The organism is Rhizobium oryzicola (assembly GCF_030504645.1).
GTDB lineage: Bacteria > Pseudomonadota > Alphaproteobacteria > Rhizobiales > Rhizobiaceae > Neorhizobium > Neorhizobium oryzicola.
In genome coordinates this window covers 668,270-695,098 of the sequence record NZ_JAUKWQ010000001.1, presented here as the reverse complement: position 1 = coordinate 695,098, position 26,829 = coordinate 668,270, and the positions used below count along the sequence as shown (strand labels likewise).

The following is a 26,829-nucleotide window of genomic DNA, read 5'->3' as shown; positions in this document are numbered from 1 at the left end:
TCTACGCAAGAATGAAGAGGCGGATTTGTCACCTTCGGACGAAAACATATGGAAAGCCGCACGATAGGAAACGGTTGTCACGTCATCGTGATTCTCTCAGCCGGAACACCGAATTGAGGTGGCGCTTCCCCGGCAATGGGCGTAGTGAGTTCTCGCCTGCCTCGACTTTTCAAAGCGCGCCTGTCATGAACCGTATCGTTCCCCTGATCCTTGCTGTCGCCCTCTTCATGGAGCAGATGGATTCCACCGTCATTGCCACGGCACTGCCGGCCATCGCAAACGATCTTGGCGTTGGGCCCATCACGCTGAAACTGGCGCTCACCTCCTACATGGTGGCGCTGGCGGTGTTCATTCCCGTCAGCGGCTGGATGGCAGACAAGTTCGGCGCGAAAACCATCTTCCGCGCCGCGATCTTGGTCTTTGTTGGCGGCTCTATCTTCTGCGCCATTTCTTCGTCCGTCCTGCAATTCGTGCTGGCGCGCTTCCTGCAAGGCATGGGTGGGGCAATGATGACACCGGTTGGGCGCCTTGTTTTGTTGCGAACGACAGAGCGCAAGGATCTGGTTTCCGCAATGGCGATGCTGACCATTCCAGCCTTGGTGGGTCCCCTCACCGGACCACCGATCGGCGGCTTCATTACCACCTATTTCACCTGGCACTGGATCTTCCTGATCAACGTTCCCGTCGGTCTCCTCGGCATCTGGCTCTCCAGCATCTACCTGCCGGAAATCGAAAAGCGCCCTGCCCCGCCGATCGACATGCTGGGCTTCCTGCTGATTTCACTTGCGGCTGCGGGCACCGTGTTCGGACTTTCCGTCGTCAGCCTTCCGGCCCTGCCGCCGATCGTGGGAATTGCGGCAACCGCGGTCGGCCTGATTTGCGGCGCGCTCTATGTGCGCCATGCCGGGCGGCATCCGGCACCCATGATGCGGCTCTCCCTGTTTCGCAATACAGCGTTCCGTACGGCCATACTGGGCGGTACCGCCTTCCGCATCTCGACGGGAGCCATCCCCTTCCTGATGCCGCTGATGCTGCAGCTCGCCTTCGGCATGACGCCTTTCCAGTCGGGCCTCACGACCTTCTCCGGCGCGCTCGGGGCGCTCTGTGTGAAATTCGTGGCAAAGCGCGTGTTTGCGGCAACGGGCTTTCGCACGGCGCTGATCGGCGCCGGTCTTGCAGGTGCTGCCATGACCGCCGTCAACGGCTTCTTCACTGCCTCGACACCGCCGATGCTGATCACCTTCTTCCTGTTTGCCGCGGGTCTTGCCCGTTCCCTGTTCTTTACGGGTACGAACGCGCTCAGCTACTCGGAAATCGATGACAGCGACGCCAGTCAGGCAACCTCCATCAGCTCCGTCGTGCAGCAGATCAGCCTCGCGCTGGGCGTGGCCTTTGCGGCCTTCGTGCTGGAAGCCTCTTCCTACATTTCCGGCTCACACCTGCAGCTGGCGGATTTCCATCTCGCCTTCTTCCTGGTGGCCGGCATCTCGCTTCTGTCGATCACACCACTTCTGAAGCTCGATGCCAGCACGGGTGCCAGCGTTTCCGGCCACCGACGATTTGCGCAGGCAGCCGAACCGCAACCGGCGACGGCGGGCGAGTAACGCAGTTCAGTCTTCCGACTCGTCCGCGTTTTCCTCTGCCGCCTGTTCCGAGACAGACTTGCGCCCCTTGAAGCCCTTGGCGAGCAGGAACATCTCGACCGATTCCGATCGGGATGATGCCGGCTTGATGTGCAGCACCTGACGGAAATTCTGCTTCAAAAGCGTCAGCAGTTCGCGCTCCGTGCCGCCCTGGAAGGTTTTGGCGAGGAAGTGACCGCCCTCGCCCAGAACCTCAATAGCGAAATAGGCGGCGACTTCACACAGGTGCATGGTGCGCAGGTGGTCGGTCTTCTGGTGGCCGGTTGTCGGAGCCGCCATGTCGGAGATCACCACATCAGGCGTACCACCGACCGCGTCCATCAGCTTCGCCGGCGCTTCCGGATCCAGGAAGTCGAGCTGAAGGATGCGCACACCCGGCAGCGGCGCCATCTCCAGGAAGTCGATGGCAGCCACGCGCACATCTTCTTCCGTCGAACCGGTGACCTTGGCGGCAATCTGCGACCAGCTGCCGGGGGCAGCGCCGAGATCGATGATGCGCCGCGCACCCTTCAGGATCTGATGCTTCTCGTCGATCTCCAGAAGCTTGAAGGCGGCGCGCGCGCGGTAACCTTCCAGCTTGGCACGCTGGACGTACGGATCGTTGATATGGCGCTCCAGCCAGCGGCGGGACGATGCCTTCAGCTTGCCCTTCTTGACCTTCTGGCCGAGTTTGCGGCCGATCGGTGTCTTACTCATCGATATGCCTCCGGCGGTGTTGGTGTGGCATCTGCTCCTGCGGACGACGTATGCGGTGGCGGCGCCAGACGCCATCATCCGCCATCATATCGGTCAACAGGCCTTCGCGCAGGCCGCGATCGGCCACCCGCATGCGGCGGCTCGGCCAGCGGCGGCGAATGGCCTCCAGAATGGCGCAACCGGCCAGCACCAGATCGGCACGATCCGGGCCGATGCAGGGGTTTGCGGCACGTGCCTCGAAATTCCAGGAGAGAAGCTTGGCCTGCATGGCGTTGACCTCCGCATCGGACAGCCACAGGCCATCGACCCGGCGGCGATCGTAACGCGGCAGATCCAGATGCACGCCGGCAAGGGTCGTCACCGTACCGGACGTGCCGATCAGATGAAAATCCTCTTCCGCACGGCCATCGGGAGAAATCGGCGGGCACTGGAAACCGGCCAGCATGCCTTCCACTTCGGTGACCATGGCCTCGAACACCTCAGGCGTGACATTGCGTCCGCCATGACGTTCCGACAGCGTGACGACGCCCACCGGCAGCGATGTCCAATGGGTGATGTGGTTCGCCAAGCGGCTGGAGCGGTTCTGCGCGATCCGGATGACCGCGATCTCGGATGAACCGCCACCGATATCAAACAGCACCACGGAGCGCGCCTCGCGCCCCACCAGCGAGGAGCAGCCGGAAACGGCAAGCCGCGCTTCCGTTTCGCGATCGATGATTTCAAGCTCCAGCCCCGTCTCGGCGGTCACACGCGCCAGGAAGGCTTCGCCATTCGTCGCGGCACGGCAGGCTTCAGTTGCAATCAGGCGCATACGGCGAATGGAGCGGCTGGCAAGCTTGGAAGCGCAGATGCGCAAGGCTTCCACCGCCCGGTCCATGGCCTCGTCCGACAGCCTTCCCGTGGCGGCCAGCCCCTCGCCCAGGCGGACGATTCGCGAAAAGGCATCCACAACGCGGAAATGCCCCGGTCGCGTCGGCTGGGCAATCAGCAGGCGGCAATTGTTGGTGCCGAGATCCAGCGCCGCATAGAGATCATCCGGATGCGACCTCGCCCGCAGATGCGCGACCAACTCCAGTGCCTCCGGTGGCCTTGGCCGAGCCTCCGGCGCGGGGCGCTTTTCGGGCGTTGGCTTTGCAACGGGCGCATGCGGCTTGGGCGCAGCCCCGGATGCGCCGCGCTGGGCGTTCGCAAGCGGACGCCCCTGCAGGCCACGGCCTGCCTGATGCTTTCCACGCTTGCGCTTATGATGCGCACCTGCCTGCTCGCCGCGTGCGGCATCGGCGGCCTTGGCAGTCGCCTGATGCCCTTCGCCATTCACAGGCTTATGGGCGTTGGAACGCCTGCGCTTACGCTTGCGCGTCGGGCCTGGCTGGCCCGTTTCGGAACGTCCGGTCTCGAGCGGGTGAGACGCTTCGACACCACGTACGACATTGGGTGCGGAAGACGGCTTGCCGCCCCGCTTGCCCTTGCGGCGTCTGCGACCCTTGTTCGCCTGACGCCCTGCCGTCGACGCCCCGCCTTCTGGCGGCTTATCACCGCTGTCGGGGTTCATCACTGATCTGTCCATCTGCCGCGCAAATAGCCTGTTGGGTCGGGCCTGCTGCGGCTCTTAAATGTTTCGTTGGCAACAGGATACCAGTGACAGGCGATTTCGCCAACGCTTTTTGTTGGGCGCGGCGCGCCATACCCTGCAGGGCTGTACGGCAAGGGCTTGCGGCCCGTTCGTCATCCTCCCGTCAAAAGAAGCTGCAAAAGAGATGAAATGGGCACTTGATCACCCGATAGAATCTGTTACAAGGGCGCCCACGACGCGGGCAGCACCGATGCTTCGGTGACCTGCCCACCAATCCGGCAGCCTATGCTGGAACGGATTGGGGAATAGTTCAATGGTAGAACGGCGGACTCTGACTCCGTTAATCTTGGTTCGAATCCAGGTTCCCCAGCCAATTTCTTGACAACCCATTGAAGTTGCTAAAGTACCTCAGGCGGGATTAAGCCTTTTGCTACAAACCGCCGCTGCAAAGAGCGAGCGAAGCGGCGTGGCGGAGCTCCTTCCAATATCGTCCGACGCGGACGCATATTTCATTTCCGACGAGCCATTCCGGCAGAATTACGCGACAGGCTGAAACGACGCGAACTGGTCCGCAGCCTCGGCGCTTGCGGACCTAATCCACGCCCCCGCGAGGGAGGCGACTTGGCGGCACCACGGACACGCTGCCTGGCAAAATGTTTCGATCCACGCCCCCGCGAAGGAGGCGACCAGCTGGCAGGGGCATGTCGGATTCTACGTATCCGTTTCGATCCACGCCTCCGCGAAGGAGGCGACTTCCCTGCTCCCGTCAGAACCGCAAAGACGCTGACGTTTCGATCCACGCCCCCGCGAGGGAGGCGACGCGGCGGTGAGGGCAGGCCTCACGCAAGGATGGAGTTTCGATCCACGCCTCCGCGAGGGAGGCGACCAGCCCTCGACCCGGAGAGCCCGCGACAATATCCTGTTTCGATCCACGCCCCCGCGAAGGAGGCGACCAAGGTGTTCTCGATCCTCGGACATTTCGAGGAGGTTTCGATCCACGCCCCCGCGAAGGAGGCGACTGTCTAGCTGTAAAGCACGGATTTGACTGAACAGCCAAGTCCACTTTTGCGAACCGGCTTGCCAGAAGGCGTGAGAACAGGGCGCCCCTTCTGTACCAGATAAATTATTTTACAATTTCAAAGAACAAGCGTCGGTGCGAACCGGCCGGGCTTTTGCAGCACGCTTGTGGTTCGCACTGAAAATTCCGCTGAGCCGCGTGGGATGAAAAAGCGGCCTCAGATGATCAGCGGACCGTTGAGGTCGGTGGCAGGTTTAGCGCCGAAATGCTCCACGCGCCGCTCCCAGTTGGCACCGAGATAATAGTAGCGCAGGCTATCCACCTCTGGGTTGATGATGCTTTCCAGCCGAGCTTTCAGCTTCACCCATCGGGCCGGATCCACCTCGATTTCGAACACGGAAAACTGCACACGCTGGCCGTAATCGCGGCAGGCCTTGGCGACGGCGCGCAGGCGTGCCGGCCCCTTGCCCTCCAGTGTGTGCACATCATAGGTGACGAGAACCAGCATGGTGGCCTTGCCTCACTTCCAGAACCAGGGCGGATAAGCATCCAGGTCGCCGCGCAGGTGGCGGGCCAGCATCTGTGCCTGCAGATAGGGCACGAGGCCAAGCGGCGCCTTTTCCTCAAGGAAGGGATGAAGCCGCTCCTCCCGCTTGCGCTCCTGCCAGGCCGTCAGCACCGTCTTGCGCGCCTCATCGCTCATCAGAACGGCGCCACCCTCCTGCCTCTCGAAATCGCGGGCACGTAACTGGCGGCGATTGATGAGAGAAAGGGCCAGCCGGTCGGCCAAAACGGGACGAAGTTCCTCCATCAGGTCCAGCGCGAGGCTGGGGCGACCCGGCCGGTCGCGATGCAGGAACCCGGCTGCGGGGTCAAGCCCCACGCTTTCCAAAGCGGAACGGCAATCGTGAGTTAGAAGCGTATAGAGAAAAGAAAGAAGCGCATTGACCGGATCGAGCGGTGGGCGGCGGGAGCGGCTAGTCCAGCGCATCTCAGCATCGGGTGAACGGATCAACGTGTCGAAAACGGAGAAATAGAGATTGGCGGCTTCTCCTTCAGAGCCGCGCAATTCATCGAGCCTGTTATCGGACAGTTCGACGCGGCGAAGAATGCTTGCCAGCCGCTCGGTCACGCCCTCCACATTGGCGCGGTCTTCCGGTGCATAATCGTCGGCATAATCCCGAAGCGAACGCATCAACACGGCTCGCTGATTGGCGATCTTGCCAATCAGGAAGGAGCGAACCACCTCCTCTGGCCGGTCACAGACGCGATATTGCGCGCGGCGTAGCAGAATATTGCCGCTGACCGGCCCCTCCAGCCGCGCCTGAAACCGGCCGTTGCGATCCAGAAAGGTCAGCGCGATCCCGGCTGCCGCCAATGCGCCCATCAAAGGCGGCGAAACATGAATGGCACCGAAGACGACGACGGCAGACAGCATGTGCAGCGGCACGCGGCTGCGCTCCACGCCCTCAATTTCGGCCACAAGGTTTTCGCCGTCCTTGCGCAGCGCCGCACCTTCGGTGGTGACGTAGATGGTGTTGAGAAGCTTCTTCATCCGGCATCCTCAGACGTCAGGCTGCGCTCCACCATGCGCGCCCGCCACGCCAGCACGGGACGTGCCACGGCATCAGGCCGGCAGAGTTCCAGCAACGAACAGGCACGACATCTCTCACGCCGCGCAGTCGGCGGCGGGGTGCGGCCGGAGCGAAACACGTCGGCCAGCGCCTCCACCGTCTCTTCCGTCAGACGGCGCAATTCATCATCGAAAGGCACCACGACACGCCGTTTGGTTTCCGCGTAAAACAGGGCCCCCTCCGGCACCGGCCTGCCCGTCATCTCCTCCAGACAGAGCGCCTGTGCGCAGAGCTGCACTTCGTCTGCCCGGTGCAGCTTGGGCTTGCCCCGCTTATATTCAAGCGGAAACGCCGTCTCCGCCTCTCCATCGGTCAGAAACTCCACCACATCGGCAATGCCGGAGAGGTTGAGCCGGACGCTTGAAATCGGCAGCGCCATCACCCGGCGCACGCCACGCACCTTGCGGCTGCCGCCCTTATCGGCCACTTCATGCAGCACATTACCCTCGGCGGTGAAACGGTTATCCGCCCAGACCCGCTCGATGTGGATCAGTGCCGCCTGCCTGAGACAGTAAACGGCGTGCTGCAGGGCAGAGAGCGGGATCGGCTCCCGCTCTTCCATCGTGGTGATGCCGCCCTCGCCACTCATGGCATCACAGCTTCTCGATGATCTCGACACCCGCCGGCAGGTTGTCCCTATCGATGGTGACGATGTAATCGGAGAAGGAACGAGGCAGCTTCACATCTGGTTTTGGCTGGACGGTGACCAATTTGAACAGATCCTGTGCCCGCGCATTTCCAAGAACGCTGTCATGCTTGAAGACGATCAGCCTTTGCGCATTCATCTCCATCCGCGCAGCAGAGCGGTCATGTTCGAACATGTTGATCAGGGCTTCAAACAGCAGGTCAAGATCCTCCTCCGAGAATCCGGTTCCCTTCGTTGCATCGCCAGCGAGACTGGCCGAGACATACCCATGGCTGCGATAGAGACCGTAAGGGATAATATACTTGCGGCCCATGGTTCGCTCTTTTTCCGCGTCCCGATCATTCGTAACGGAAGAGCGTGTAATTGTGATTTCATCCGTCTTAATTGGATCGATCGATTCAGCAAAACCCATCTGTACCGGACCGCGGACCTGTCCGGCATTGACCTCCGTTGTCATCACTGCACCAAACGTTCGCACATCAAAGAAGTTGTTACACATCCAGCGTGTGATCTCGCGGGCCTTGTCTTCCTCTTTGGGCAGCTTCTGCTTCTCGGATTTCAGATTTAATGCCTGATAAGCCTGCTGGTGCCGCTGGTTCAGAACGGCCTTCTCTTGCATATAAATGGCATAGGGCGGTTCGCCAGCTTTGACTAGATCGACATAGTTACGGACTTTGCGCTTAAGGGCGACGTCCGTCACAAGTCCTTTTTGAGAATTGCTTTCCTGCCTCGGCATATTTCCGTTATCCGGATCGCCATTGGGATTGCCGTTTTTGATGTCGAAAAGATACACAAAATCATAGCGGTTCTGCAGGGCAGTCATATTTCAACTCCTCAATTCGTTTCGTTCAAAGCGATGTCATCGACATCCGTGCTATCGTCTTCTGGAGCCGCCCCCTTCTTGCCGTAGCGCTCCTGGTAGTAACCGATCATGAAAAAGCCCTGCTCATCGCGATCATGTTGGACGGGAAAACCGGTCTCATAAAAGGAAGCCGAGAGCCGCCCGATATCCGCAGAAAGCTTGCGATGTAGGCGCTTTGCCATGTCGGCTTTGGTGATGCCATTTTTGTCTGCGGCTTTTTGAACCCATTCCGCATCACTATGCCCACGCCGAAGCCGCGAAAGATGGTGCTCGATCAAGTTCAAAAGACCGTTGAATACCTGTGCTGGCGTTGCCGAAGCTGCGCTCAGATACTTGTCCTTGATGGTGGCATTGACGTTTTCGCCGAGCGAAGCGGATTGAGCTCGCTCCATGACAGCAAAAAGCCGGCCCAGCCGCCGCGCGATGTTGGGATCGTCAGGATCGGGATACATGAGATAATCCTTGTTTTGATTGCCTGCGGTATCTGTTGGCAAACGTCGCTCCAACCGCATGTTTCGGACCAGAATGGCCTTGATCATTGCGATGCGCGTTGCATCCAGCACGTGGTCGCTGCGGATACGCAGGAGCAATTGACCGAGAACTGCGCCGGGGAACCGGTTGCCTGTTATGATCGACCGGAAATATTCCCCGCTGAACTGCTTGGGGATTTGCTCACTGTCGAACTTAACTTTGCCAGCCGCATCGATGCGCGCGGGCGCAAGCCTCAAGGCACACTGCTTTATGTTGGGCTGAGCCTTGTCTTCAGGCCACGGCTGAAACTGAATATCGCGCATGTAATCGCGATAATTTTCGGCCAATTCCCCAAAACTGCCTTCCCAGAAAAAACGCACGGAAAGCCGCGCCGCGTTGGGAGCTAGCCCAAGAACATAGAACCGCACGCCTTCAGTGAGTTTTGGTTCGATGTCTTTCAGAGAGTCACCTTTAACGAGGCGCTTTAGTTTAATCTCTATATCCTTGCGAAGCCGCTCCTCCTCGTCGCGCCTTGCCTGATTGGGATCTTCCGTTTCGGCAGCATCGAAAATGACGGTGGCCCAGGCTTCCGCTATCTGGATGGCTGCCATATCCTGCGCATCCGCCCAGAACACAGTAGAAGCATCGCCGATCTGGATGCGGTGGCCGCTGTCACGCTCCAGAAAACGGTTGAGTGCCGTCGTATAGGCAAAGGCTGCCGCTTCCGAGACAGGGGCGTTATCACCCTGCTCATGCCCGTAAGACGTGAAAGCGTCGAGGTTGAAGGAAACAAGGGCCGCACCGGAAGACTGCGCCCCCCAGACACCCTTGATAGAAGGGTGAAGCCGTGCGACCGGCCCCGCCTCGCCGGTTACGAGGCAGATTTCGGCCTCAGCATCCGCGCCACCTGAGACGCGGCCCCACAGGGCTTTAGCCGCAGGTCGATCATGCAGAAAAACACGCTTAAACCTTTCGCTTTCCAACGCGAAAACCACGTTCTGGTCTTTCATCTCCTCAGGCCAGCGAGGCGATTCGAAATGCTCCGGTCGCCAGCTCTGCAGAAACAGGGCCAGCGCACGAAGGCCTGCATCCTCAGCATCCGCGATGGCCTCGATATGCTTTTTCACGAAGGCGGCATGTTCCTCTGCCGTACGCTTTCCTTCGGCAGCCGTCACACCCAGCACGTAAGATGTCTTGTCCCAGAGGAAATTGGGAGCAATGCCCGCCGTTCGCTTGACCGGTTGCGGCACCAGCATAGACCGCGGCCTTGCCTTTTTGCCCTCGCCGTCGCGCCAGTCGACCATCTGCGCCACAGTTCCGTCGTCGTTCAGCGAAATGACGAAGCCGATCTTTTCCGAGGAATAGCCAAAGGGTGGCGCATCCGGTAGCCGTTCATAGGCCCTGGCCAGCGAGCTAAGAATGGTCATCGCAGCACCTCCGGCGATGTTGGATGCGGCACCCGCACCACGCCCTTGTCCATCTGCGCCCGGAAGAACAGCGAGGGCCGCCCCTTAGCCTGATGGTCGATATCGAACAGCATGAAGCCCAGATCACGCGTTTCCTCGATGGCGGGCGGCAGGTCTGCCTTCGGATCCAGCAGCTCGAAATGCGCGGCAAATTCGCGGGTGCCGAGGCAGGGCTGGTGAAAGCACTGGCCCTTGGCAGCCCGGCGATTGAAGATATCGAGATGCTTGCCCTCGTTATCCTCCGCACCGGCCTTGTCCGTCATCTCGAAATGCGCCTCGATGACGTAGGCGGGCTTCACCAGCACCAGCGAGGCACGCTGCTGGCGGTCTTCATCCACCAGAATGTTCAACCCCTCCAGGTCGCCCCGTTTCATGGCAGATTTGATCTTGCCCGCCGGGGCCTTGTGGCCCACCTCATTGCGGCGGATCGACTGGAAGCGGATCGGCGCCAGCACATGGATGGCATCCACCACCCAACGAATGGCAGGCTTCCAATGTATCGCCTCCAGGATGCCGCGGGCCGCAGACGGCGTCATAACGTCGTAGGAAACGCGCTCGACCTTCATTTCCGGCCGCGTAAAACAGGCATAGTCGCCCGAGACTTTGAGACGAATTCCGTAGGTCACATCTCCCCCTGTATTCTGAAAATTTTAATCTCTGGCGCTGATATATGAGCGGCCATCAGCAGCTTTCGTCGCGGATCTTTCCGCGTGGATTGAAACCACATGGCGCCTTCGCCACCCGCGTCATCGATGAAGTTGCGCCTTCGGGTGCAGCTTCTCACCACATCAAATCCTCTGCAGCCAGATGGTCCGCATCCTCCCAGATCAGCCCCAACTGTGGATCGTAGAGGCTGTTTTTCTGAAGCACAGCGAACTGATCGCCGCGCAGATGCGGTGCAACGAATGAAACATGGCCGCAGGCGCGAAGCCGCTCCCACGCCTTGGGCGGCACCTGCACGGTAAAGGGCTGAAGCTTACGCGCCAGAAGGCCGGTCGGCAGTTGCTCCAGATAAAGCTTTTCCACCCATTCCTTTGCATCGTCCTCAATGGCGATGATGACCGGCGCCAGCCCGCTTTCGATCATGCGGAAATCCTCGCCCACCTTGCGATAGGCGAAATCCGTACCATGGTGCGTCACGCAGAACCGGCTGAGAATGTCCTTGGCATCCAACCCTTCTCTGCCAACCCGCCAATAGACCTCACCGAAATAATCGGCGATGGCAGCGGGTGCTGTCAGATCCGGATGCTTGTCGATGATGCGTTTCATATCGCCGATCAGGCCGGAAATTTCCCGCGGCGGCTTATGATCCGCAGGCGTAAACACGGTGACAACGCTTTCATCACGCGGACGTTTTCCCTCCCTGTTCACGCGCCCCGCCGCCTGGATGATCTGATCCAACCCGGCTTCCGCGCGCATGGCGGCGGGAAAATCCACATCCACGCCCGCCTCGATTAGGCTTGTGGCGATCAAACGGCACGGCACTCCATCATCGAGCCGCGTGCGCACCTCGGCCAGAATGCGGCGGCGGTCCGCGGCATATTGGCGGGTGGTCAGGTGCAGTGAGCCGTCAAGATCGGCTGCGCTTGCCTTCTTATAGAGGTCAAGCGCGTGGCGGCGGCTGTTGACGATGACAAGCATCTGCCGCTGCTCACGCAGGGCATCCACCAGTGCTGCATTGTCCAGCACACCAGCGTGACGGATGTGCGTGCGGGCCAATTGCCGGGCCAGACCCTCGGGATCCGGCGCCAACTCGCGGCTCTCATCAAGCGGCAGGCCAAACGGAAACTCCTCACGCTTTCCAAGCGCCGGTTGCGTGGCGGTGCATAGAACCACGGTGCAGCCATAGCGCTCAACCAGCTCCTCCAGCGCCTGCATGACAGGCAGTAGCAGGTTGCGCGGCAGGGTCTGCGCCTCATCCAGAATGATGACAGAATTGGCTATATTGTGCAGCTTCCGCGACCTTGACGGGCGGGCAGAAAACAGGCTCTCGAACAGCTGGACATTGGTGGTGACGACAACGGGCGCTGCCCAATCTTCCATGGCCAGCTTCAGCTTGTCGCGCTGTTCGCGCGCATCGAACTTTTCCTCGTCGATGTTTGAGTGATGCTCCAGAACATGCTCCTCGCCCAGCACGCTGCGAAATATCGCCGAGGTCTGGTCAATGATCGACGTGAACGGAATGGCGTAGATGATCCGCTCATGGCCATGCAGCTTGGCGTGATCGAGTGCAAACCCCAGCGAGGCCAGCGTCTTGCCGCCGCCGGTCGGCACGGTCAGCGTGAAGAAGCCCGGCTTTTCCGCCGCACTGGCGCGCACATGGGCAAGGATCTCTTTACGCAGTCCGTTCAGCGCACGCGACTTCTCCGAGACCGCAGGCTTGCCGGAGAATCGCGCCATATGCGCCTCGAACATGCTGGTAAATTCATCCAGCAGACTGCCAAGCGAAGGCCAGTCTCGATCTGCCGCCCGCTGTCCGAGGGAGACGTAAAATTCCTCTGTGTCTTTAAAATCCGCATCGACCAGACATGAGAAGATCATACGGCCCATGAAGGAAAGGGTGAAGGCGTACCTCTGCAAATCCTTGCCCTGACGCTGCGGCAGGGCGCTGGCGATCCCGTCAATCCATTCAGATAGATGCGGCCCCAATTCGCTTTGCCAGCAGGGATCAATCCGCAGCGGCTTTTTCATGCGCTGTGCGACGCACCCGTTCGTCTCGTTAAGACGATCCGGCAGGCCGGCATGGTGCCCCAGGATTGCGTAGGCGATGATTTCCGCCATCGCCTTGTCGTTGCCTCTGGCAAGCTGACACAAGACCTGTGCGCCAGCCGTGGAATGATCGACAGACGCTCCAAGTCTGGCGATATAGGCTTGAAATGCGGGATCATACTTCCCGAGGTCGTGGAAAAGTCCGGCTATGAACGTGGCCTGTTCCAGCCCGAATTTCCGCGCGAACACGCCCGCCAGCTCCGCCACAGCCAGCAGATGCTCGACAAGTTTCTGCCAATCGCCACGCTCGGCATTTGTGCCACTATGCCCATAGAAATCCATTCACCCTCGACATGCCCCTCTCTCCGCACGTGCACCTACAGTGCTTGCGGAAACTACCCCAGATTGAGTATTTCCGATTCTTTCTATCGGGGCAAATGGCAAGATTGGTTTTTGGAACAACGATGCCAGAGTACGGAATGGGGGACTTCGGGCCAATTGTTCCCTTTAGAACCGCAGGAAGGCATTCTGATCTAAATTGGTTGGCGAGCTTATTGCCCTTGCCACTCGTTCGTCGCCCTTGATCTGTTAGATCGCGAACTTCCCCTCCTGCAGTGTCCTGATCCTGACCCGTTTATCCGGGGTCATGCTGCGCCAATTATCTCGCTCCTTCCCGTGAGGCGAGCTGCATTTCCTTTGGCAAACAAAGCACTCGCTTAACATCTATCCCGTATTTTCCAGGAGTGTGGGACACAGAATGGGAGATGGCGGGTGCAGGCGATACAGCTTTCCGATGTGGTTGGCGCGCTCAGCTATGCTCTCGACATCACCGAGGGCCAGCCCATAGGGCACAGCCAGCGTTGCTGCTGGATCGGCATGCATATTGGCCGAGAGATCGGCCTGACGCCCGTCGAGCTTTCGGATCTCTACTACACGCTTCTGCTGAAGGATGTCGGATGCAGTTCGAATGCGGCGCGCATCTGTAGGCTCTATCTCGCGGATGACCTCAGCTTCAAAAGCGAATACAAGTTTGTCGACACCCGCTTGCCGGATGTCATCCGCTTCCTGCTGGCCAATACGGCTCGCAAGTCCGGCATGATCGAACGGCTACAGACACTCGTGCACATTGCCCGCAATGGCGGGGAGATTGCCCGCGAACTGATCGAAACACGTTGCCAGCGTGGCGCTGAAATCGTGCGCAGCATGCGCTTCTCACCCGATGTCGAACAGGGCATCCTGGATCTTGATGAACACTGGAACGGCAGCGGCCAACCTTTGGGCCGGCGCGGCACCGAAATTTCCCTCTTCGCGCGCATTGCGCTTCTGGCACAGGTCGCTGACGTGTTTTTCATGCGCGGCGGCGCAGAAGCGGCACTTGAGGAGATTACCTCGCGCAGCGGCCAATGGTTCGATCCGGCACTCGTCGCTGCCCTTCTGACCTTTGCCGATGATTCCGGCTTCTGGGATGCCATGCGGGCGGACGATTTTCCAGCACGCGTTATGGGACTGGAACCCATCGCGCTGGTCCGTGAGATTGATGAGGATTACCTCGATGACATCGCGGCAGGCTTTGCGCAGGTCGTCGATGCCAAAAGCCCCTTCACTGCCGGTCATAGCGATCGCGTGGCGTTGTTTGCCGACCTGATTGCCGAAGAGATGGGCTACACGCCGGAGCGCCGCCGCTGGCTGAGACGCGCCGCCCTTCTGCATGACATCGGCAAGCTTGGCGTCTCCAATGCCATATTGGACAAGAACGGACGGCCCGACGCCGAGGAGTGGGCTTCCATTCGCAGCCATCCGGGCCTCGGCGAGACCATTCTGTCCAAGATTGGCGCCTTGCGGGACACCGCCGTGATTGCCGGAGCCCATCACGAACGGCTGGACGGAAAGGGATATCCCCGCGGCCTGGACGCCTCGCGGATCGATCTAGATACACGGATTGTCACCACCGCCGATATTTTCGATGCGCTGACGGCGGATCGTCCCTACCGCAAGGCAATGCCGGCATCCCAGGCCTTCGCCATCATGCGGGCGGATGTGGGAACCGCCATCGATCCGGACTGCTTCCAAGCCCTTGAACGCGGCTTCGCACGGATGGAACAGGTGACAACGGATGTAGGCCCCTCCATGCCGAGCCGGCTGGCTTCCTGAACGTCTTCGCCCGAGATGACGCTTGCATGACAAAAATGGAAAGAAACTGGAAACGGCTGTTACGCAGCTGACAAGCTCACCCTTTATCAGGACCCCCGAAGACGTCGAGGCAGACCGCCTCCATCCCGCGTATCGGAGTTTCACTCGTGAAGGTCATCCAGATCACCGACACCCATTTCAGCCCGTCCAAGACGCATTTCAACAGCAATTGGGCGCCGCTTCTGGCATGGCTCGAAACCGAGAAGCCGGATCTTATCATCCATACCGGCGACCTCACCGTCGATGGCGCAGACCAGGCTGATGACATCACTTTCTGCATGGAGTTGATGCGCCAGGCGCCCGCCCCCATGCTGATCGTGCCGGGCAATCACGATGTCGGCCACCTGCCGGGTTCGCATCAGCCGGTCACACAGGTCCGGCTGGATCGCTGGAACAGCCTGGTCGGTTCCGACCGCTTCATCCAAGACATCGACGGCTGGCGGCTGATCGGCTTCAATTCTCTGCTGCTCGGTATGGACGACCAGAACGAGGAGATGCAGCTGAACTGGCTGGCGGAAGCCATGGCGGGTGCCGGCGCGCGCCGCATCGCTCTCTTTACCCATAAGCCGATCTTCGTGGACGAGCCGCAGGAAGGTGATACCGGTTACTGGAGCATTCGCCCTACCCCACGCCGCCGGCTTTATGACCTGATGAGTCGTCATGATGTCGGGCTCATCGGCACCGGTCATCTGCACTGGGCCTGGAAGGGCAGTTTCCACCAGACAAGCCTCGTCTGGGGTCCGTCGGCGGCATTCATCATCGACACGCTGGAGCGGGAAATGCCGGGCGAGCGCCTGATCGGCGCTGTTATCCACACATTCGAGGGTGACTCGGTCAGCAGCGAAATCGTTGCCGTGCCCGGCATGACCGCCTATTACATCGACGACGTGATCGACGAGGTTTACCCGAAGCCGCAGCCCACCGGGGAGGCTGCCGAATGAGCGCGCTTCGTCTTTCCACCATCACAAAATCCTTTGGCGACAATGCCATTCTGAAGGGCATCAGCCTGGAAGCGGAAGCCGGCGAGTTCATTGCGCTGGTCGGTCCTTCCGGCTGTGGCAAGAGCACGCTGCTGCGCATCGTTGCCGGTCTGGAGCATCCGACCTCCGGCAGCGTGATGGCTGCTGGCCGCGAGCTGACGGCGCTTGCCCCGGCGGATCGCAATGTCGCGATGGTCTTCCAGTCCTATGCGCTCTATCCGCATCTGACGGCCGGACAGAACATTGCCGTGCCGCTTGCCATGCGTGAGCTGACGCGCGCCCAGCGCCTGCCCATCATCGGCAATCTGCTGCCGGGCCAGAAGCAGATTCGCACCGCCATCCAGGCCCAAGTCGCGGAAATGGCACGCTCCTTGAAGATCGAACACCTGTTGGATCGCAAGCCCGGCCAGATGTCTGGTGGACAACGACAGCGCGTGGCACTGGCGCGCGCCATGGTACGCCGCCCCAGCCTGTTTTTGATGGATGAGCCTCTTTCCAACCTCGACGCCAATCTGCGTGTACACGCGCGTGGCGAAATCGTCGATCTGCACCGCCGCGCCGGCGTGCCCACCCTCTACGTAACCCATGACCAGGCGGAGGCGCTGTCGATGGCGGACCGGGTTGCCGTGATGATTTCCGGCAACCTTCTTCAGCTCGCTCCGCCGCAGGTCATTTATGATGATCCGGCCCATATCGAGGTGGCACGCTTCCTCGGCCAGCCCCGGATCAATACGCTCGATACCCTGGTCGCGCACGGCCAGACGGTCGCGCTGGGTAACATCCGCCTGCAGGTCGGCGGCTCCGTTCGCGAACGGGACGAAGTGATCATTGCCATCCGGCCGGAGCATCTTAGCGTGCTGCCGCGCAGCCAAAACGGTCTTGCGGCACACGTTGAGCGGATGGAGTTCCTCGGTTCCGAAGTGATCGTCTACACGCGCCTCGATGGTCTGAACCAGCCTGTTGTGGCTAAACTGACGCCTGTGGAAGCGGCGGGCCTTTCCGCGCAGATGCCGGTTTCGCTTGTGGCAGAGCCTGAGCGCATCATGATCTTCGCCAAGGACGGCATTCGCCTGACGGCCAAGCCTGTCTCGGTGGATGCGCTGGAGGCAGCCCATGGCTAATGCCGCCCTTGCCGCAACGCCGATTGCCCTGCCCGATCTCGGCGCAGCCCGACAGGCGCGAACAGCCTGGCTGCTGGCGGCCCCGGCGGTCCTGCTGATGGTCGCGTTCATCATCGCACCGCTGGCTGCCGTCGTCTTCCTGGGCTTCACCGATTTCGAATTGGGCTATGGCAGCTTCCGCTTTGTCGGCTTCGAGAATTATGCCGAACTCTTCGCCGATCGCACCTTCCGGCAATCGTTGTGGAACACAGCCGTTTATAGCGCCATCGTCGCGCCTGTCTCGCTGCTACTGGGGCTTGGCATTGCACTTCTGATCGAAAGCGAGAGCATTGGCCGTTCCTTCTTCCGCACCGCCTATTTCCTGCCGGTCGCCTCGCTGCTGGTCGCTATGGCAACTGCCTGGCAGTATCTCTTTCACCCCACCATCGGGCCGATCAATGCGGCCCTTCACATGATTGGCCTGGCTGGCCCGAACTGGCTCGGCGCCTCCAACACCGTGCTCTACAGCCTTGCCATCATCGGCATCTGGCAGAGCGTCGGCTTCAACATGGTGCTGTTTCTGGCAGGCCTCACCGCCATTCCGCGCGATCTCTACGCAGCTGCGGATGTGGACGGGGCGAAATCCGGTATCGACCGCTTTTTCCTCGTGACCTGGCCGATGCTGGGGCCGACCACGCTCTTTGTCATCACCATCAGCGTCATCAATGCCGTGAAGGTGTTCGAGACCGTAAAGACGCTGACCGAGGGCGGGCCGAACAAGGCTTCCGAAGTGCTGCTTTTCACAATCTACCAGGAAGGCTTCGTCTATCTGCGCGTCGGCTATGCCTCTGCCATGACGGTCGTCTTCCTCGCCGTTCTGGTCGTCATGATGTTCGTGCAATACCGCCTGCTGGACCGCGAGGTGCATTACGCATGAGCCCGCAATCCACCTTCACGCTCGGTCGCGCCGTTCGGCTCGGTCTGCTGACGCTTGGCGCGTTGATGTTTCTCGCACCCTACATCTTCATGATGTCTGCCGCCGGCAAGGGACAGAGCGAGATCTTCACGTCCTCTCTGTCGCTCATCCCGGAGCATTCGTTTTTCGTGCAGAACTTCACCAAGGCGTTTACGCGGGTCAACATGCCAGGCCTGCTGTTCAACGGCGTTGTGGTCTGCGCATTGATCCTGGTGTTCCAGGTGCTGATCGCCGTGCCTTGCGCCTATGCGCTCGCCAAGCTGAACTTCCGCGCCGCACGGTTGATGATGGCGCTTGTGATGCTGGGTCTGCTCGTGCCGATCCATGCGACCGCGCTGCCACTCTATGTCGCCTTCAACAATCTGGCGGTGCTCAACAGTTACACGGCCCTCGTCGCCCCCTTCTCCATCTCCGTGTTCGGCATCTTCCTCTTCCTGCAGTTCTTCCGTGCCATGCCCGATGATCTCATCCATGCGGCGCGACTGGACGGCATGTCGGAAATCGGCATCGTTGCCCGCGTCATCGTGCCGAATGCCTGGCCGGCAATCACCGCCTTCGCGATCTTCTCCGTCGTCGCGCACTGGAACGATCTCTACTGGCCGCTGATCGTGATTTCCAACCAGGCCTATGCCACGCCGCCACTCGGTCTTCTCTATTTCCGGGCGGCCGAGGCCGGCGACGACTACGGCGCGCTGATGGCCGCCACCTTCATCATCACCCTTCCTCTCGTCCTTGCCTTCCTGCTTGCGCAGAAACGCTTTGTCGAGGGCATCACCATGACCGGTCTCAAGGGCTGACCGGTTCCAGCTCAAACCAGGAGTTATGCCATGAAGCATTTCACCAAGATCCTGGCAGCCGCCGCCGTCTCCATGACGATGGTTCTGCCTGCCCATGCCGAAACGACGATCACCGTTCACTACCCCATGCCGGGCTTCTTCAAGGACGTGATGGACACGATCTCCAAGAAGTTCATGGAAGAGAACCCCGATATCAAGATCCAGTTTGCCAATCCTTCGGCAACTTACGAAGAAGGCATCCAGACGATCATGCGCCAGGCCGGCACGCCTGAAATGCCTGACGTGACCTTTATCGGTCTCAACCGTCTGCGCATGGCTGATGAGCGCGGCATCCCCGTCGACATGGCGCCGATGATTGCCAAGGACAAGCAGAGCATGGCCGATCAGGGCTTCTCGGACACGATCCTGAAGCTCGCGCAGGTCAACGGCAAGCAGGTTGGTCTGGCTTTCGCCACCTCCAACCCGATCATGTATTACAATGCCGACCTGGTGAAGGCGGCCGGCGGCAATCCCGACCAGCCGCCCAAGACCTGGGACGAAGTGATCGCACTTGGCAAGAAGATCAAGGCACTCGGCAACGGCGTCGACTCGATCGACTTCCGCTGGCAGGGTGACGACTGGATGTTCTCCGCACTGCTGTTCGGCGCAGGCGGCACCATGCTGAGCTCCGACGAAAGCAAGGTCACCTTCAACGGTCCGGAAGGCCAGAAGGCGATGCAGATCGTCGACCGCATGGTCAAGGAAGCCGGCATGCCGGTCTTCACCAAGGCCGCCGGCGAGCAGGCCTTCGTAGCCGGCAAGGTGGGCTTCACCTTCCAGACCACAGGCGCGCTTCGCAACACCATCAAGAATGTCGGCGACAAATTCGACCTGCGCACGGCAGCCATTCCGCTGATTGACCCGGTGAATGGCAAGCTGCCCACCGGCGGCAATGCCGTGGTCATCCTGAGCAAGGATGCCACCAAGCAGGCTGCTGCCTGGAAGTTCGCCAAGTTCGCCGCCGGCCCCTACGGCGCATCCGTCGTCGTGCCCGGCACCGGCTATGTGCCAAACAACGAACTGGCGGCCAAGTCGCCGGAATACCTGGGTGACTTCTACAAGAAGAACCCGCTGTTCCTGGCCGGCCTCAACCAGATGCCGCGGATGATCCCCTGGTATGCCTTCCCCGGCGCCAATGGCGTGCGCGTGACGCAGACCATCGTCGATAACACCTCGCGCGTCGTTGACCAGTCGGCCACGCCGCAGCAGGCTCTCGATGATGCCGCCAAGGAAGTGAAGCGCCTGCTGCCGCGCACGAACTGATCGCATGATCACAGCAACTCGCCGCACCAGGTGCGGCGGGTTGTTCTTACACAGAACGAACAGTACCGCCCGGCTTCAGCGTGAAGCCAACTTGCAGATGCCGGGGTGCCGCACCGCGTTCGGCCATATCCAGCAGCAGCGATGCCGCGACTGCCCCCATGCTGGAATCGGGCATTTCGATCGTCGTCAAGGGCGGCGTCATCAATTGGCCCATGGCGATGCCATCGAAGCCTGCAACCGATACATCCTGTGGTACTGACAGACCCTGCCGACGCAGAGCACCTATGACACCGCAGGCCAGAAGATCGTTGGAGGCAATGATGGCAGTCGGCCTGTGTTCGGCCACTGCTATGGAAATATCCAACTGCTCATAGCTACCGATAAAGGGAATCTGCAGCGCCGGCAGCGAGTCCACCCCGGCAGCGGCAAGTGCCGACTGATACCCTTCAAAGCGCAGGAAGGCGCGATCGGACGCCGCAAAATTTCCCGATACGAAGAGAATACGGCGATGGCCATGATCGATCAGTTGCCGGGTGATCAGGCGACCGGCTTCCCTGTTATCCACGGTCACGGCAGCGGGAAAGATCGAGGTCGGAAGGTTGTTGAGCAGCACTGTGGGCGGCAGGCGATCCGCCTGTGGCACGCTGTGCTCTGCATTGCAGAGTGTGAGGATCAGCCCGGTCGGACGCTCGGACAGCAAAGCCTCGATGGCATCGGCTTCCTGCGCCGGATCGTAATTGGATTGCGCCAGCACCACCGCATGGCCACCCACCTGCATGCGGTTCTGGATCTGCGAGAGCGAGGCGGCAAAGACCGGGTTGGTGATGCTGGGAATGAGCACGCCGATCAAGGGTCTGCGGCCACCGCGCCCAGGTCCGGCGGTGCCATGCCGATAGCCAAGTTCGGCGGCTGCCTTGCGCACCCTACCCTTCACCCCATCGCTGACCGGACCGCGCGCGCCAAGTGCGCGACTGGCGGTCGCAATCGAGCAGCCCGCCTTCTTCGCCACATCTTCCAGCGTTGCCATATGCAATTTTCCTTATCCGCGGAAAGGACTATGTCGGGATGATGTCAGGTTGATGAATGGCATCTGGCGGATAAGGCCCGAGCGCCGGAAAACCTTCACAGCTGCGGCAGAGCAGGATAAGCAGACATCCACAGCACCCGGAGATGCCCCACCGCATGAAAGTTCTGCACTTCTTCAAGACCTATTGGCCGGACACCTTTGGAGGCGTCGAACGCACCATTCATGCGATCTGCACCGGCGTAGCCAGCCAGGGCATTCGATCCGACGTGCTGTCGCTCAGCGAAAAGCCGCAGGAGAACTCGCGGCTCTTCGATGGCCACATGGCCTACAAGGCAAAGCTGGATTTCGAATTCGCCTCCACCGGCTTTTCAAGGTCGGTGTTTGGTCGCTTCCGCACGCTGCAGGCCGAAGCCGACATCATTCATTACCATTATCCCTGGCCGCTGATGGATGTCGTGCATTTTAGCGCACCGCGGAAGAAGCCGACCATCGTGACCTATCATTCCGACATTGTGAAACAGAAGACGCTGCTGCGCCTTTATGAGCCGCTGATGCATCGCTTCCTCGGCAGTGTCGATCATATCGTGGCGACCTCGCCCAACTATATTGCATCGAGTCCGGTACTGCAGCGATATCGCGGCAAGGTATCGTCCATCCCGCTGGGCCTCAGCGAAAAATCCTATCCGCCGGTCGATGAAGCGTTGAAGGCCAAGTGGCGCAAGCAACTGCCGGAGCGGTTTTTCCTGTTCGTCGGCGTATTCCGCTACTACAAGGGCATCCATTTTCTCCTGGATGCCGCCGAAAAGACCGGGCTGCCGGTTGTTTTGATCGGCGATGGCGACCCGTCCTATCGGCAGGATGCGGAACGCCGCGGTTTGAAAAACGTGCATTTCCTCGGTAGCCTGCCGGACGAGGACAAGCTGGCAATCCTCGACCTCAGCCTTGGGCTGGCCTTCCCCTCCCATCTGCGCTCGGAAGCCTTCGGGCTTTCGCTGGTGGAGGCGGCGATGCGAGGCAAGCCGATGATCTCCTGCGAGATCGGTACGGGAACCAGCTTCGTGAACCAGCATGAGGTGACAGGTCTTGTTATTCCTCCCGCGGATGTTCCCGCCCTTGCACAGGCGATGCAACGGTTGTGGAATGAGCCGGAGCTTGCAGTGCCCCTCGGAACGGCCGCGCGCCAGCGATACCTGGACCTCTTTCAGGCCGAGCAGATGGCGGATCGCTATGCCGATCTCTACCGCAAGCTCATCGCCAAGCAGTAGGGCTTGCCACAAGAAAGCCGGCAGGCTTTAAGACTGTCGCGACACTTCAGCCATTTTCGGGAGTCATGATGAAATTCGGAACAAGCGGCCTCAGGGGTCTATCGGTCGATCTGGTGGGACCGGCCTCCAAGCGCTATGCGGAAGCTTTTGGACAGTATCTCCTGGAAACAGGTCGCGCCAAGGCTGGCGACGACATTCTGATCGGTCAGGATTTCCGGCCTTCCAGCCCGGCCATTGCGGAAAATTGCGCGGCAGCACTGAGTGCAATCGGCTTCAACGTGGTGGATTGCGGCACGCTGCCGACGCCGGCGCTGGCGCTCTACGGCATCAAGCGCGGTGTGGCGAGCCTGATGATCACCGGATCGCATATTCCGGCAGATCGCAACGGCATCAAGTTCTACCGGCCCGATGGCGAGATCGACAAGCAGGATGAAACGGCCATCATTCGCGCGGTCCAAGGCATCCCGGAGGCCGGCAACGGCAGTGATGCGGAGATGCGCAATGCGGCTGCCGAATGCGACACCGAGTTTCTGGCCCGCAACAAGGCGCTGCTCGCATCAGGCACGCTTGCCGGCTTGAAGATCGGCGTCTACCAGCACAGCACGGTTGCCCGCGACATGCTGGTGGAGGTCTTCTCGCATTACGGCGCCGAGGTCATCGCGCTTGGCCGCTCCGAAACCTTCATTCCCGTCGATACCGAAGCCGTCTCGCCGGAGACGATCAGCGCGATGCAGGCCTGGGCCGCCGAGCACAAGCTCGATGGCATCGTCTCTGCCGATGGCGATGGCGACCGCCCGCTGGTGGCGGATGAGACGGGCACGCCGCTGCGGGGCGACCTCTTGGGCTTGATTGCCGCCAATTTCCTCGGAGCGACGACGGTCGTGACACCCGTTACCTCCAATTCCGGCATCGAGGCCGCTGGCAGCTACGGCGTCATCCGCACCAAAGTCGGTTCGCCCTTCGTGATTGCCGGCATGGACGAGGCCCGCGCCAAGGGCGAGGACAAGATCCTCGGCTTCGAGGCCAATGGCGGCGTTCTCGTCGGCAGCGATTTCACCGTCAACGGTACTCTTTTCACCGCCCTTCCGACGCGTGACAGCTTCCTGCCGATCCTGGCGGTCCTGTCGCGTGCCGCGTCGCAGAAGCAGTCGCTCTCCGCCGTTGCCTCCTCCTATAAGCTGCCGGTGGCGGCAGCGGACCGATTGGAAAACTTCCCCGTCGAAACGAGTGCCGCGCTCATGGCGCATCTGCGCCAGTCATCCGACAACCTTGCTGCCTTCCTCGCTCCTGTCGGCACGGTCGCCGGGACGAGCGATATCGACGGGCTGCGCGTGACGCTCGACAATGGCCGCATCATCCACTTCCGCCCGTCCGGCAATGCACCGGAAATGCGCTGCTATGTGGAAGCGGAAACGGAAGCCGCCGCCAACGAGTTGCTGTACGCTGGACTTGGCCTGATCCGCGACTGGGCATCCAAACGCGGCTGAGCTTTGGGCATCCCCAAACAAAAAGCCCCGCCGGTCAGCGATCGGCGGGGCTTTTATTTGACTTGATCAGCAGGATCAGTTGCGACCGAACTCGTCCGAAATACGGATGATGTCGTCTTCGCCGAGATAGGAGCCGGTCTGCACCTCGATCAACTCCAGCATGATCTTGCCGGGATTGACGAGCCGATGGACTTCGCCGAGCGGGATATAGACGGATTCGTTCTCGCGCAGCATCTGCACGTGATCGCCCACGGTGACCTCAGCCGTGCCGCGCACGACGATCCAGTGCTCAGAGCGGTGATGATGCTTCTGCAGTGACAGCTTCTTGCCCGGATGTACGAAGATGCGCTTCACCTGGAAGCGTTCGCCGTTCAGCACCGATGTGTAGCCACCCCAGGGGCGATAGCAGGTCGGATGGTTTTCCGTCAGCTTCGCTTTGCTGGCATCAGCAGACAGCATCTTGACCAGCTTGCCGACTTCCTGGCTGTGGCTGAGATGGCCGACATAGACGGCATCTTCGCTGGCGATAACGGCAATGTCTTCCAGACCCTGGACGGCGACATGCGTGCCGCGCGTGATGACCAGCGAGTTCTTCGTTTCGACAAGCGTGGTGTTTTCCGAAGCGACGTTGCCGTTGCCGTCAGCCTCATTGTTCTTCCACAGCGCGTCCCAGCTGCCGAGATCTGACCAGGCGAAGCCTGTCGGGATGACGGCGGCCTTGTCGGTCTTTTCCATGACGGCATAGTCGATGGAGATATCCGGTGACGCCGAGAAGGCTTCGGCGTTGAGGCGCGTGAAATCGAGGTCGTGCACGGCCTTGGCAACGGCCGTATCAGCCGCATCCAGAACAGCGGGGGCAAACTTCTGCAGCTCCGCGCGCAGCACCGGAAGCGGATAGAAGAAAATGCCGGAATTCCAATAGAAGCCGCCGGCCGCCAGCATTTCCTTGGCCTTTTCCAGGTTCGGCTTTTCCACGAAACGGCGGATCTTTCGGGCATGGCCCTTTAGCGCGTCACCCTCTTCGATATAGCCGAAACCGGTGGCCGGCTCCGTTGGCTGGATGCCGAAGGTCACGATATAGCCTTGCGCCGCAGCGGCAGCCGCTTCGCGAACGGCCGATACGTAAGCATCGCCGGCATCAATATCATGGTCCGATGGCAGAACCTGGATGATCGCATTTTCGCCGAAACGACTTGCGACGACAGCGGCGGCAGCAGCGATAGCCGCAGCCGTGTTGCGGGCTACCGGCTCCAGCACGACGGCGGAGAGATCGACGCCAGCCGCACGCGCCTGCTCCGCCACGAGGAAGCGGAATTCCTCGTTTGTGATAACGACAGGTGCTTCGAACAGCGAAGCATCCGAAACGCGCTCAAGCGTTTTCTGGAAGAGCGTCTGGTGACCGATCAATTCGATGAACTGCTTGGGCGCAGCTGCACGAGACAGCGGCCAGAGGCGTGTTCCCTTGCCGCCAGCCATGATCACGGGAACGATTTTTTGAACGGTCATTACTCTGCAACACCCTTTGACGGCTTGAAATTGCGGATTAACCCTCGTTAACCCTTGAACGAGGCCCAGCACGTTTAGCGGCACGCGAGATAAGGCGCAACGGTTTGTTACGAATGGTCGGAGAGTGAAGGACGCGCCATAGTCGAAACCTTATGCGCCCTGGTTTGTGGGGAAATGGCCCATATGGAGTGCACCAGCCCCCATTCATGCAGACTGGATTGATAGATGCCAAATCATCTTCTTCTGATATAACGGAAAAGAGTGACGAATTCGATCACCTTTCGTACACGACACAACCACCTCTGGAGGGGCGCATATGGCATCTTACAGTTTATCCGGTCCGAAATGGGGTGACGCAACCTACGGAACTTCGGGCGGACAGGTAACGTGGAGCTTTGCAACGAAAAGCTGGGGCGGATATAATTTCACGGCCGCCATTACAGATCCGAATTACCAGCAACTGATCCGCGATGCCTTCAAAGCATGGGAAGCCGTCGCCAACATCAAGTTCGTGGAAGTCGCCGATGGCACCTCGACGCAGCTCCGACTGGGTTGGGATGCAATTGATGGTCCCGGCAAGACTCTCGGCGAGGCAAGCTGGAGCTCGACGACGCTGAATGGCGTCAACTACTCGATCTCAGGCGCGGAGATTCGCTTTGATACGGCGGAAAGCTGGTCCACGAACAAGGCTACTTTGCTGGGCCAAGGGGCGAACTTTTATACGACTGCGCTCCACGAAATCGGCCATACGCTTGGCCTGGGTCATACCGACGACAAGACGCAGATCATGTACACCTACTCCAATGATCAGCTCACGCTGAACAGCGGAGACATCGCGGGTGTACAGGCTCTGTATGGCCCAGCCTTCGTGGCGACCGCTGGCAATGATACTTTTGTGCTGACCTCTGGAAATGACGTGATCGATGGTTTAGCGGGCATCGATACGGCCATCTTCTCCACCAACCGCGCGGCAATCACCATCACGAAATCCGGTGCGACCATTACTGCGGTCGGCCAGGGCACAGACCAGCTGACCAATATCGAGCGGCTGCAATTCACCGATGGCACGCTGGCTTTCGATACCAGCGGCAATGCAGGCCAGGTCTATCGGCTGTATCAGGCCGCCTTGAACCGTACGCCGGACAAGTCCGGCCTTGGTTTCTGGATCAAGCAGTTGGATACCAACAAGGGCGATCTCGTCTGGATGGCCGCCAACTTCATCGATTCCAACGAGTTCAAGTCGACCTACGGCACGCCACAGACTGTCAACAACACGTCCTTTGTGACGCTGGTCTACAAGAATGTGCTGGGCCGTGCGCCGGACGCAGGCGGGTTCAGCTTCTGGGAAGGCAAGCTTGCCGGTGGCTACGCCCGCGAAAAACTGATGGCAGACTTCTCCGAAAGCCAGGAAAACCAGTCTAATGTCGCGACGGCCATCAAGGACGGCATCTGGTACGTATAAAAAACGAAACCGCCCGAAC

General features: G+C 60.2%; 21 protein-coding genes and 1 tRNA gene. 11 read left to right on the top strand and 11 right to left on the bottom strand.

Annotation, left to right across the window (positions count from 1 at the left end; genetic code table 11):
• The first annotated feature begins 185 nt into the window (after positions 1–185).
• Complete coding sequence (locus tag Q2T52_RS03355) at positions 186–1,604, top strand: MFS transporter (protein WP_302075252.1); 1,419 nt, start codon at positions 186–188, stop codon at positions 1,602–1,604.
• Positions 1,605–1,610: 6 nt separating this feature from the next.
• Here Q2T52_RS03355 and Q2T52_RS03350 read toward each other — a convergent pair whose 3' ends face one another.
• Positions 1,611–2,339: an RlmE family RNA methyltransferase gene (locus Q2T52_RS03350; RefSeq protein ID WP_302075251.1), complete on the bottom strand. Its 729-nt coding sequence runs from the start codon at positions 2,337–2,339 to the stop codon at positions 1,611–1,613.
• Entirely contained in the window at positions 2,332–3,894 is a 1,563-nt protein-coding gene (locus Q2T52_RS03345) for a Ppx/GppA phosphatase family protein (RefSeq protein WP_302075250.1), read from the bottom strand. The genes Q2T52_RS03350 and Q2T52_RS03345 overlap by 8 nt, the downstream gene beginning before the upstream one ends.
• A gap of 317 nt (positions 3,895–4,211) precedes the next feature.
• Here Q2T52_RS03345 and Q2T52_RS03340 point away from each other — a divergent pair.
• Positions 4,212–4,285: transfer RNA gene (locus Q2T52_RS03340), tRNA-Gln, on the top strand.
• Between the two features lie 862 nt (positions 4,286–5,147).
• On the opposite strand, the gene cas2 is transcribed toward Q2T52_RS03340, so the two are convergent.
• The 7 genes from cas2 to cas3 all read right to left on the bottom strand — a co-directional run bounded on the left by cas2 (position 5,148) and on the right by cas3 (position 13,060).
• The gene (cas2, locus tag Q2T52_RS03335; RefSeq protein ID WP_302075249.1) at positions 5,148–5,438 is read right to left on the bottom strand and encodes a CRISPR-associated endonuclease Cas2; all 291 of its coding nucleotides are present in this window, start codon (positions 5,436–5,438) and stop codon (positions 5,148–5,150) included.
• A 12-nt stretch (positions 5,439–5,450) separates the two neighbouring features.
• The gene (cas1c, locus tag Q2T52_RS03330; RefSeq protein WP_302075248.1) at positions 5,451–6,485 is read right to left on the bottom strand and encodes a type I-C CRISPR-associated endonuclease Cas1c; all 1,035 of its coding nucleotides are present in this window, start codon (positions 6,483–6,485) and stop codon (positions 5,451–5,453) included.
• Entirely contained in the window at positions 6,482–7,153 is a 672-nt protein-coding gene (gene cas4, locus Q2T52_RS03325; protein WP_302075247.1) for a CRISPR-associated protein Cas4, read from the bottom strand. Before cas4 ends, cas1c begins: the two co-directional genes overlap by 4 nt.
• 4 nt (positions 7,154–7,157) lie before the next feature.
• Positions 7,158–8,033 carry a type I-C CRISPR-associated protein Cas7/Csd2 gene (gene cas7c, locus Q2T52_RS03320; protein ID WP_302075246.1) on the bottom strand — a complete coding sequence of 292 codons (876 nt, stop codon included), beginning with the start codon at positions 8,031–8,033 and terminating at the stop codon, positions 7,158–7,160.
• 11 nt (positions 8,034–8,044) lie between these two features.
• Positions 8,045–9,970, bottom strand: coding sequence for a type I-C CRISPR-associated protein Cas8c/Csd1 (gene cas8c / locus Q2T52_RS03315; protein ID WP_302075245.1), 1,926 nt, complete (start codon positions 9,968–9,970; stop codon positions 8,045–8,047).
• Positions 9,967–10,635 carry a type I-C CRISPR-associated protein Cas5c gene (cas5c, locus tag Q2T52_RS03310; protein WP_302075244.1) on the bottom strand — a complete coding sequence of 223 codons (669 nt, stop codon included), beginning with the start codon at positions 10,633–10,635 and terminating at the stop codon, positions 9,967–9,969. The genes cas8c and cas5c overlap by 4 nt, the downstream gene beginning before the upstream one ends.
• A 154-nt stretch (positions 10,636–10,789) precedes the next feature.
• A complete protein-coding gene (cas3, locus tag Q2T52_RS03305) occupies positions 10,790–13,060 on the bottom strand; it encodes a CRISPR-associated helicase Cas3' (protein WP_302075243.1) in 2,271 nt (756 codons plus the stop codon).
• A gap of 429 nt (positions 13,061–13,489) precedes the next feature.
• On the opposite strand from cas3, the gene Q2T52_RS03300 reads away from it, so the two are divergent.
• From Q2T52_RS03300 to Q2T52_RS03275, 6 genes are all read left to right on the top strand, one after another.
• Positions 13,490–14,869: an HD-GYP domain-containing protein gene (locus Q2T52_RS03300; protein WP_302075242.1), complete on the top strand. Its 1,380-nt coding sequence runs from the start codon at positions 13,490–13,492 to the stop codon at positions 14,867–14,869.
• A 146-nt stretch (positions 14,870–15,015) separates the two neighbouring features.
• Positions 15,016–15,849: a metallophosphoesterase family protein gene (locus Q2T52_RS03295; protein ID WP_302075241.1), complete on the top strand. Its 834-nt coding sequence runs from the start codon at positions 15,016–15,018 to the stop codon at positions 15,847–15,849.
• Positions 15,846–17,009, top strand: a complete 1,164-nt coding sequence (locus Q2T52_RS03290) for an ABC transporter ATP-binding protein (protein ID WP_302075240.1) — start codon at positions 15,846–15,848, stop codon at positions 17,007–17,009. The genes Q2T52_RS03295 and Q2T52_RS03290 overlap by 4 nt, the downstream gene beginning before the upstream one ends.
• A complete protein-coding gene (locus Q2T52_RS03285) occupies positions 17,002–17,925 on the top strand; it encodes a carbohydrate ABC transporter permease (RefSeq protein ID WP_302075239.1) in 924 nt (307 codons plus the stop codon). Before Q2T52_RS03290 ends, Q2T52_RS03285 begins: the two co-directional genes overlap by 8 nt.
• On the top strand, positions 17,922–18,761 hold the full coding sequence (locus Q2T52_RS03280; protein ID WP_302075238.1) for a carbohydrate ABC transporter permease: 840 nt from the start codon (positions 17,922–17,924) through the stop codon (positions 18,759–18,761). The genes Q2T52_RS03285 and Q2T52_RS03280 overlap by 4 nt, the downstream gene beginning before the upstream one ends.
• Before the next feature lie 30 nt (positions 18,762–18,791).
• Positions 18,792–20,063, top strand: coding sequence for an ABC transporter substrate-binding protein (locus Q2T52_RS03275; protein ID WP_302075237.1), 1,272 nt, complete (start codon positions 18,792–18,794; stop codon positions 20,061–20,063).
• Positions 20,064–20,109: 46 nt separating this feature from the next.
• Here the strand turns inward: Q2T52_RS03275 and Q2T52_RS03270 are convergent, their stop codons facing one another.
• Complete coding sequence (locus Q2T52_RS03270; protein WP_302075236.1) at positions 20,110–21,090, bottom strand: substrate-binding domain-containing protein; 981 nt, start codon at positions 21,088–21,090, stop codon at positions 20,110–20,112.
• Positions 21,091–21,245: 155 nt separating this feature from the next.
• Here Q2T52_RS03270 and Q2T52_RS03265 point away from each other — a divergent pair, with 155 nt between their 5' ends.
• Both Q2T52_RS03265 and Q2T52_RS03260 read left to right on the top strand, forming a co-directional pair.
• The gene (locus tag Q2T52_RS03265; RefSeq protein ID WP_302075235.1) at positions 21,246–22,355 is read left to right on the top strand and encodes a glycosyltransferase; all 1,110 of its coding nucleotides are present in this window, start codon (positions 21,246–21,248) and stop codon (positions 22,353–22,355) included.
• 68 nt (positions 22,356–22,423) lie between these two features.
• Complete coding sequence (locus tag Q2T52_RS03260; RefSeq protein WP_302075234.1) at positions 22,424–23,842, top strand: phosphomannomutase; 1,419 nt, start codon at positions 22,424–22,426, stop codon at positions 23,840–23,842.
• A 75-nt stretch (positions 23,843–23,917) separates the two neighbouring features.
• Here Q2T52_RS03260 and Q2T52_RS03255 read toward each other — a convergent pair whose 3' ends face one another.
• Positions 23,918–25,348, bottom strand: coding sequence for a mannose-1-phosphate guanylyltransferase/mannose-6-phosphate isomerase (locus Q2T52_RS03255; protein WP_302075233.1), 1,431 nt, complete (start codon positions 25,346–25,348; stop codon positions 23,918–23,920).
• Between the two features lie 316 nt (positions 25,349–25,664).
• Here Q2T52_RS03255 and Q2T52_RS03250 point away from each other — a divergent pair, with 316 nt between their 5' ends.
• The gene (locus tag Q2T52_RS03250; protein WP_302075232.1) at positions 25,665–26,810 is read left to right on the top strand and encodes a DUF4214 domain-containing protein; all 1,146 of its coding nucleotides are present in this window, start codon (positions 25,665–25,667) and stop codon (positions 26,808–26,810) included.
• Positions 26,811–26,829: the final 19 nt, after the last annotated feature.

Bases quoted from the DNA above. Each gene is read 5' to 3' on its own strand.
- cas7c (WP_302075246.1), bottom strand. From the start codon at position 8,033: ATGACTGCCCTGCAGAACCGCTATGATTTTGTGTATCTTTTCGACATC.
- Q2T52_RS03275 (WP_302075237.1), top strand. From the start codon at position 18,792: ATGAAGCATTTCACCAAGATCCTGGCAGCCGCCGCCGTCTCCATGACG.
- cas3 (WP_302075243.1), bottom strand. From the start codon at position 13,060: ATGGATTTCTATGGGCATAGTGGCACAAATGCCGAGCGTGGCGATTGG.
- cas8c (WP_302075245.1), bottom strand. From the start codon at position 9,970: ATGACCATTCTTAGCTCGCTGGCCAGGGCCTATGAACGGCTACCGGAT.
- Q2T52_RS03280 (WP_302075238.1), top strand. From the start codon at position 17,922: ATGAGCCCGCAATCCACCTTCACGCTCGGTCGCGCCGTTCGGCTCGGT.
- Q2T52_RS03260 (WP_302075234.1), top strand. From the start codon at position 22,424: ATGAAATTCGGAACAAGCGGCCTCAGGGGTCTATCGGTCGATCTGGTG.
- Q2T52_RS03355 (WP_302075252.1), top strand. From the start codon at position 186: ATGAACCGTATCGTTCCCCTGATCCTTGCTGTCGCCCTCTTCATGGAG.
- cas2 (WP_302075249.1), bottom strand. From the start codon at position 5,438: ATGCTGGTTCTCGTCACCTATGATGTGCACACACTGGAGGGCAAGGGG.
- Q2T52_RS03250 (WP_302075232.1), top strand. From the start codon at position 25,665: ATGGCATCTTACAGTTTATCCGGTCCGAAATGGGGTGACGCAACCTAC.
- Q2T52_RS03350 (WP_302075251.1), bottom strand. From the start codon at position 2,339: ATGAGTAAGACACCGATCGGCCGCAAACTCGGCCAGAAGGTCAAGAAG.
- Q2T52_RS03285 (WP_302075239.1), top strand. From the start codon at position 17,002: ATGGCTAATGCCGCCCTTGCCGCAACGCCGATTGCCCTGCCCGATCTC.
- Q2T52_RS03290 (WP_302075240.1), top strand. From the start codon at position 15,846: ATGAGCGCGCTTCGTCTTTCCACCATCACAAAATCCTTTGGCGACAAT.
- Q2T52_RS03270 (WP_302075236.1), bottom strand. From the start codon at position 21,090: ATGGCAACGCTGGAAGATGTGGCGAAGAAGGCGGGCTGCTCGATTGCG.
- cas4 (WP_302075247.1), bottom strand. From the start codon at position 7,153: ATGAGTGGCGAGGGCGGCATCACCACGATGGAAGAGCGGGAGCCGATC.
- cas1c (WP_302075248.1), bottom strand. From the start codon at position 6,485: ATGAAGAAGCTTCTCAACACCATCTACGTCACCACCGAAGGTGCGGCG.
- Q2T52_RS03265 (WP_302075235.1), top strand. From the start codon at position 21,246: ATGAAAGTTCTGCACTTCTTCAAGACCTATTGGCCGGACACCTTTGGA.
- Q2T52_RS03255 (WP_302075233.1), bottom strand. From the start codon at position 25,348: ATGACCGTTCAAAAAATCGTTCCCGTGATCATGGCTGGCGGCAAGGGA.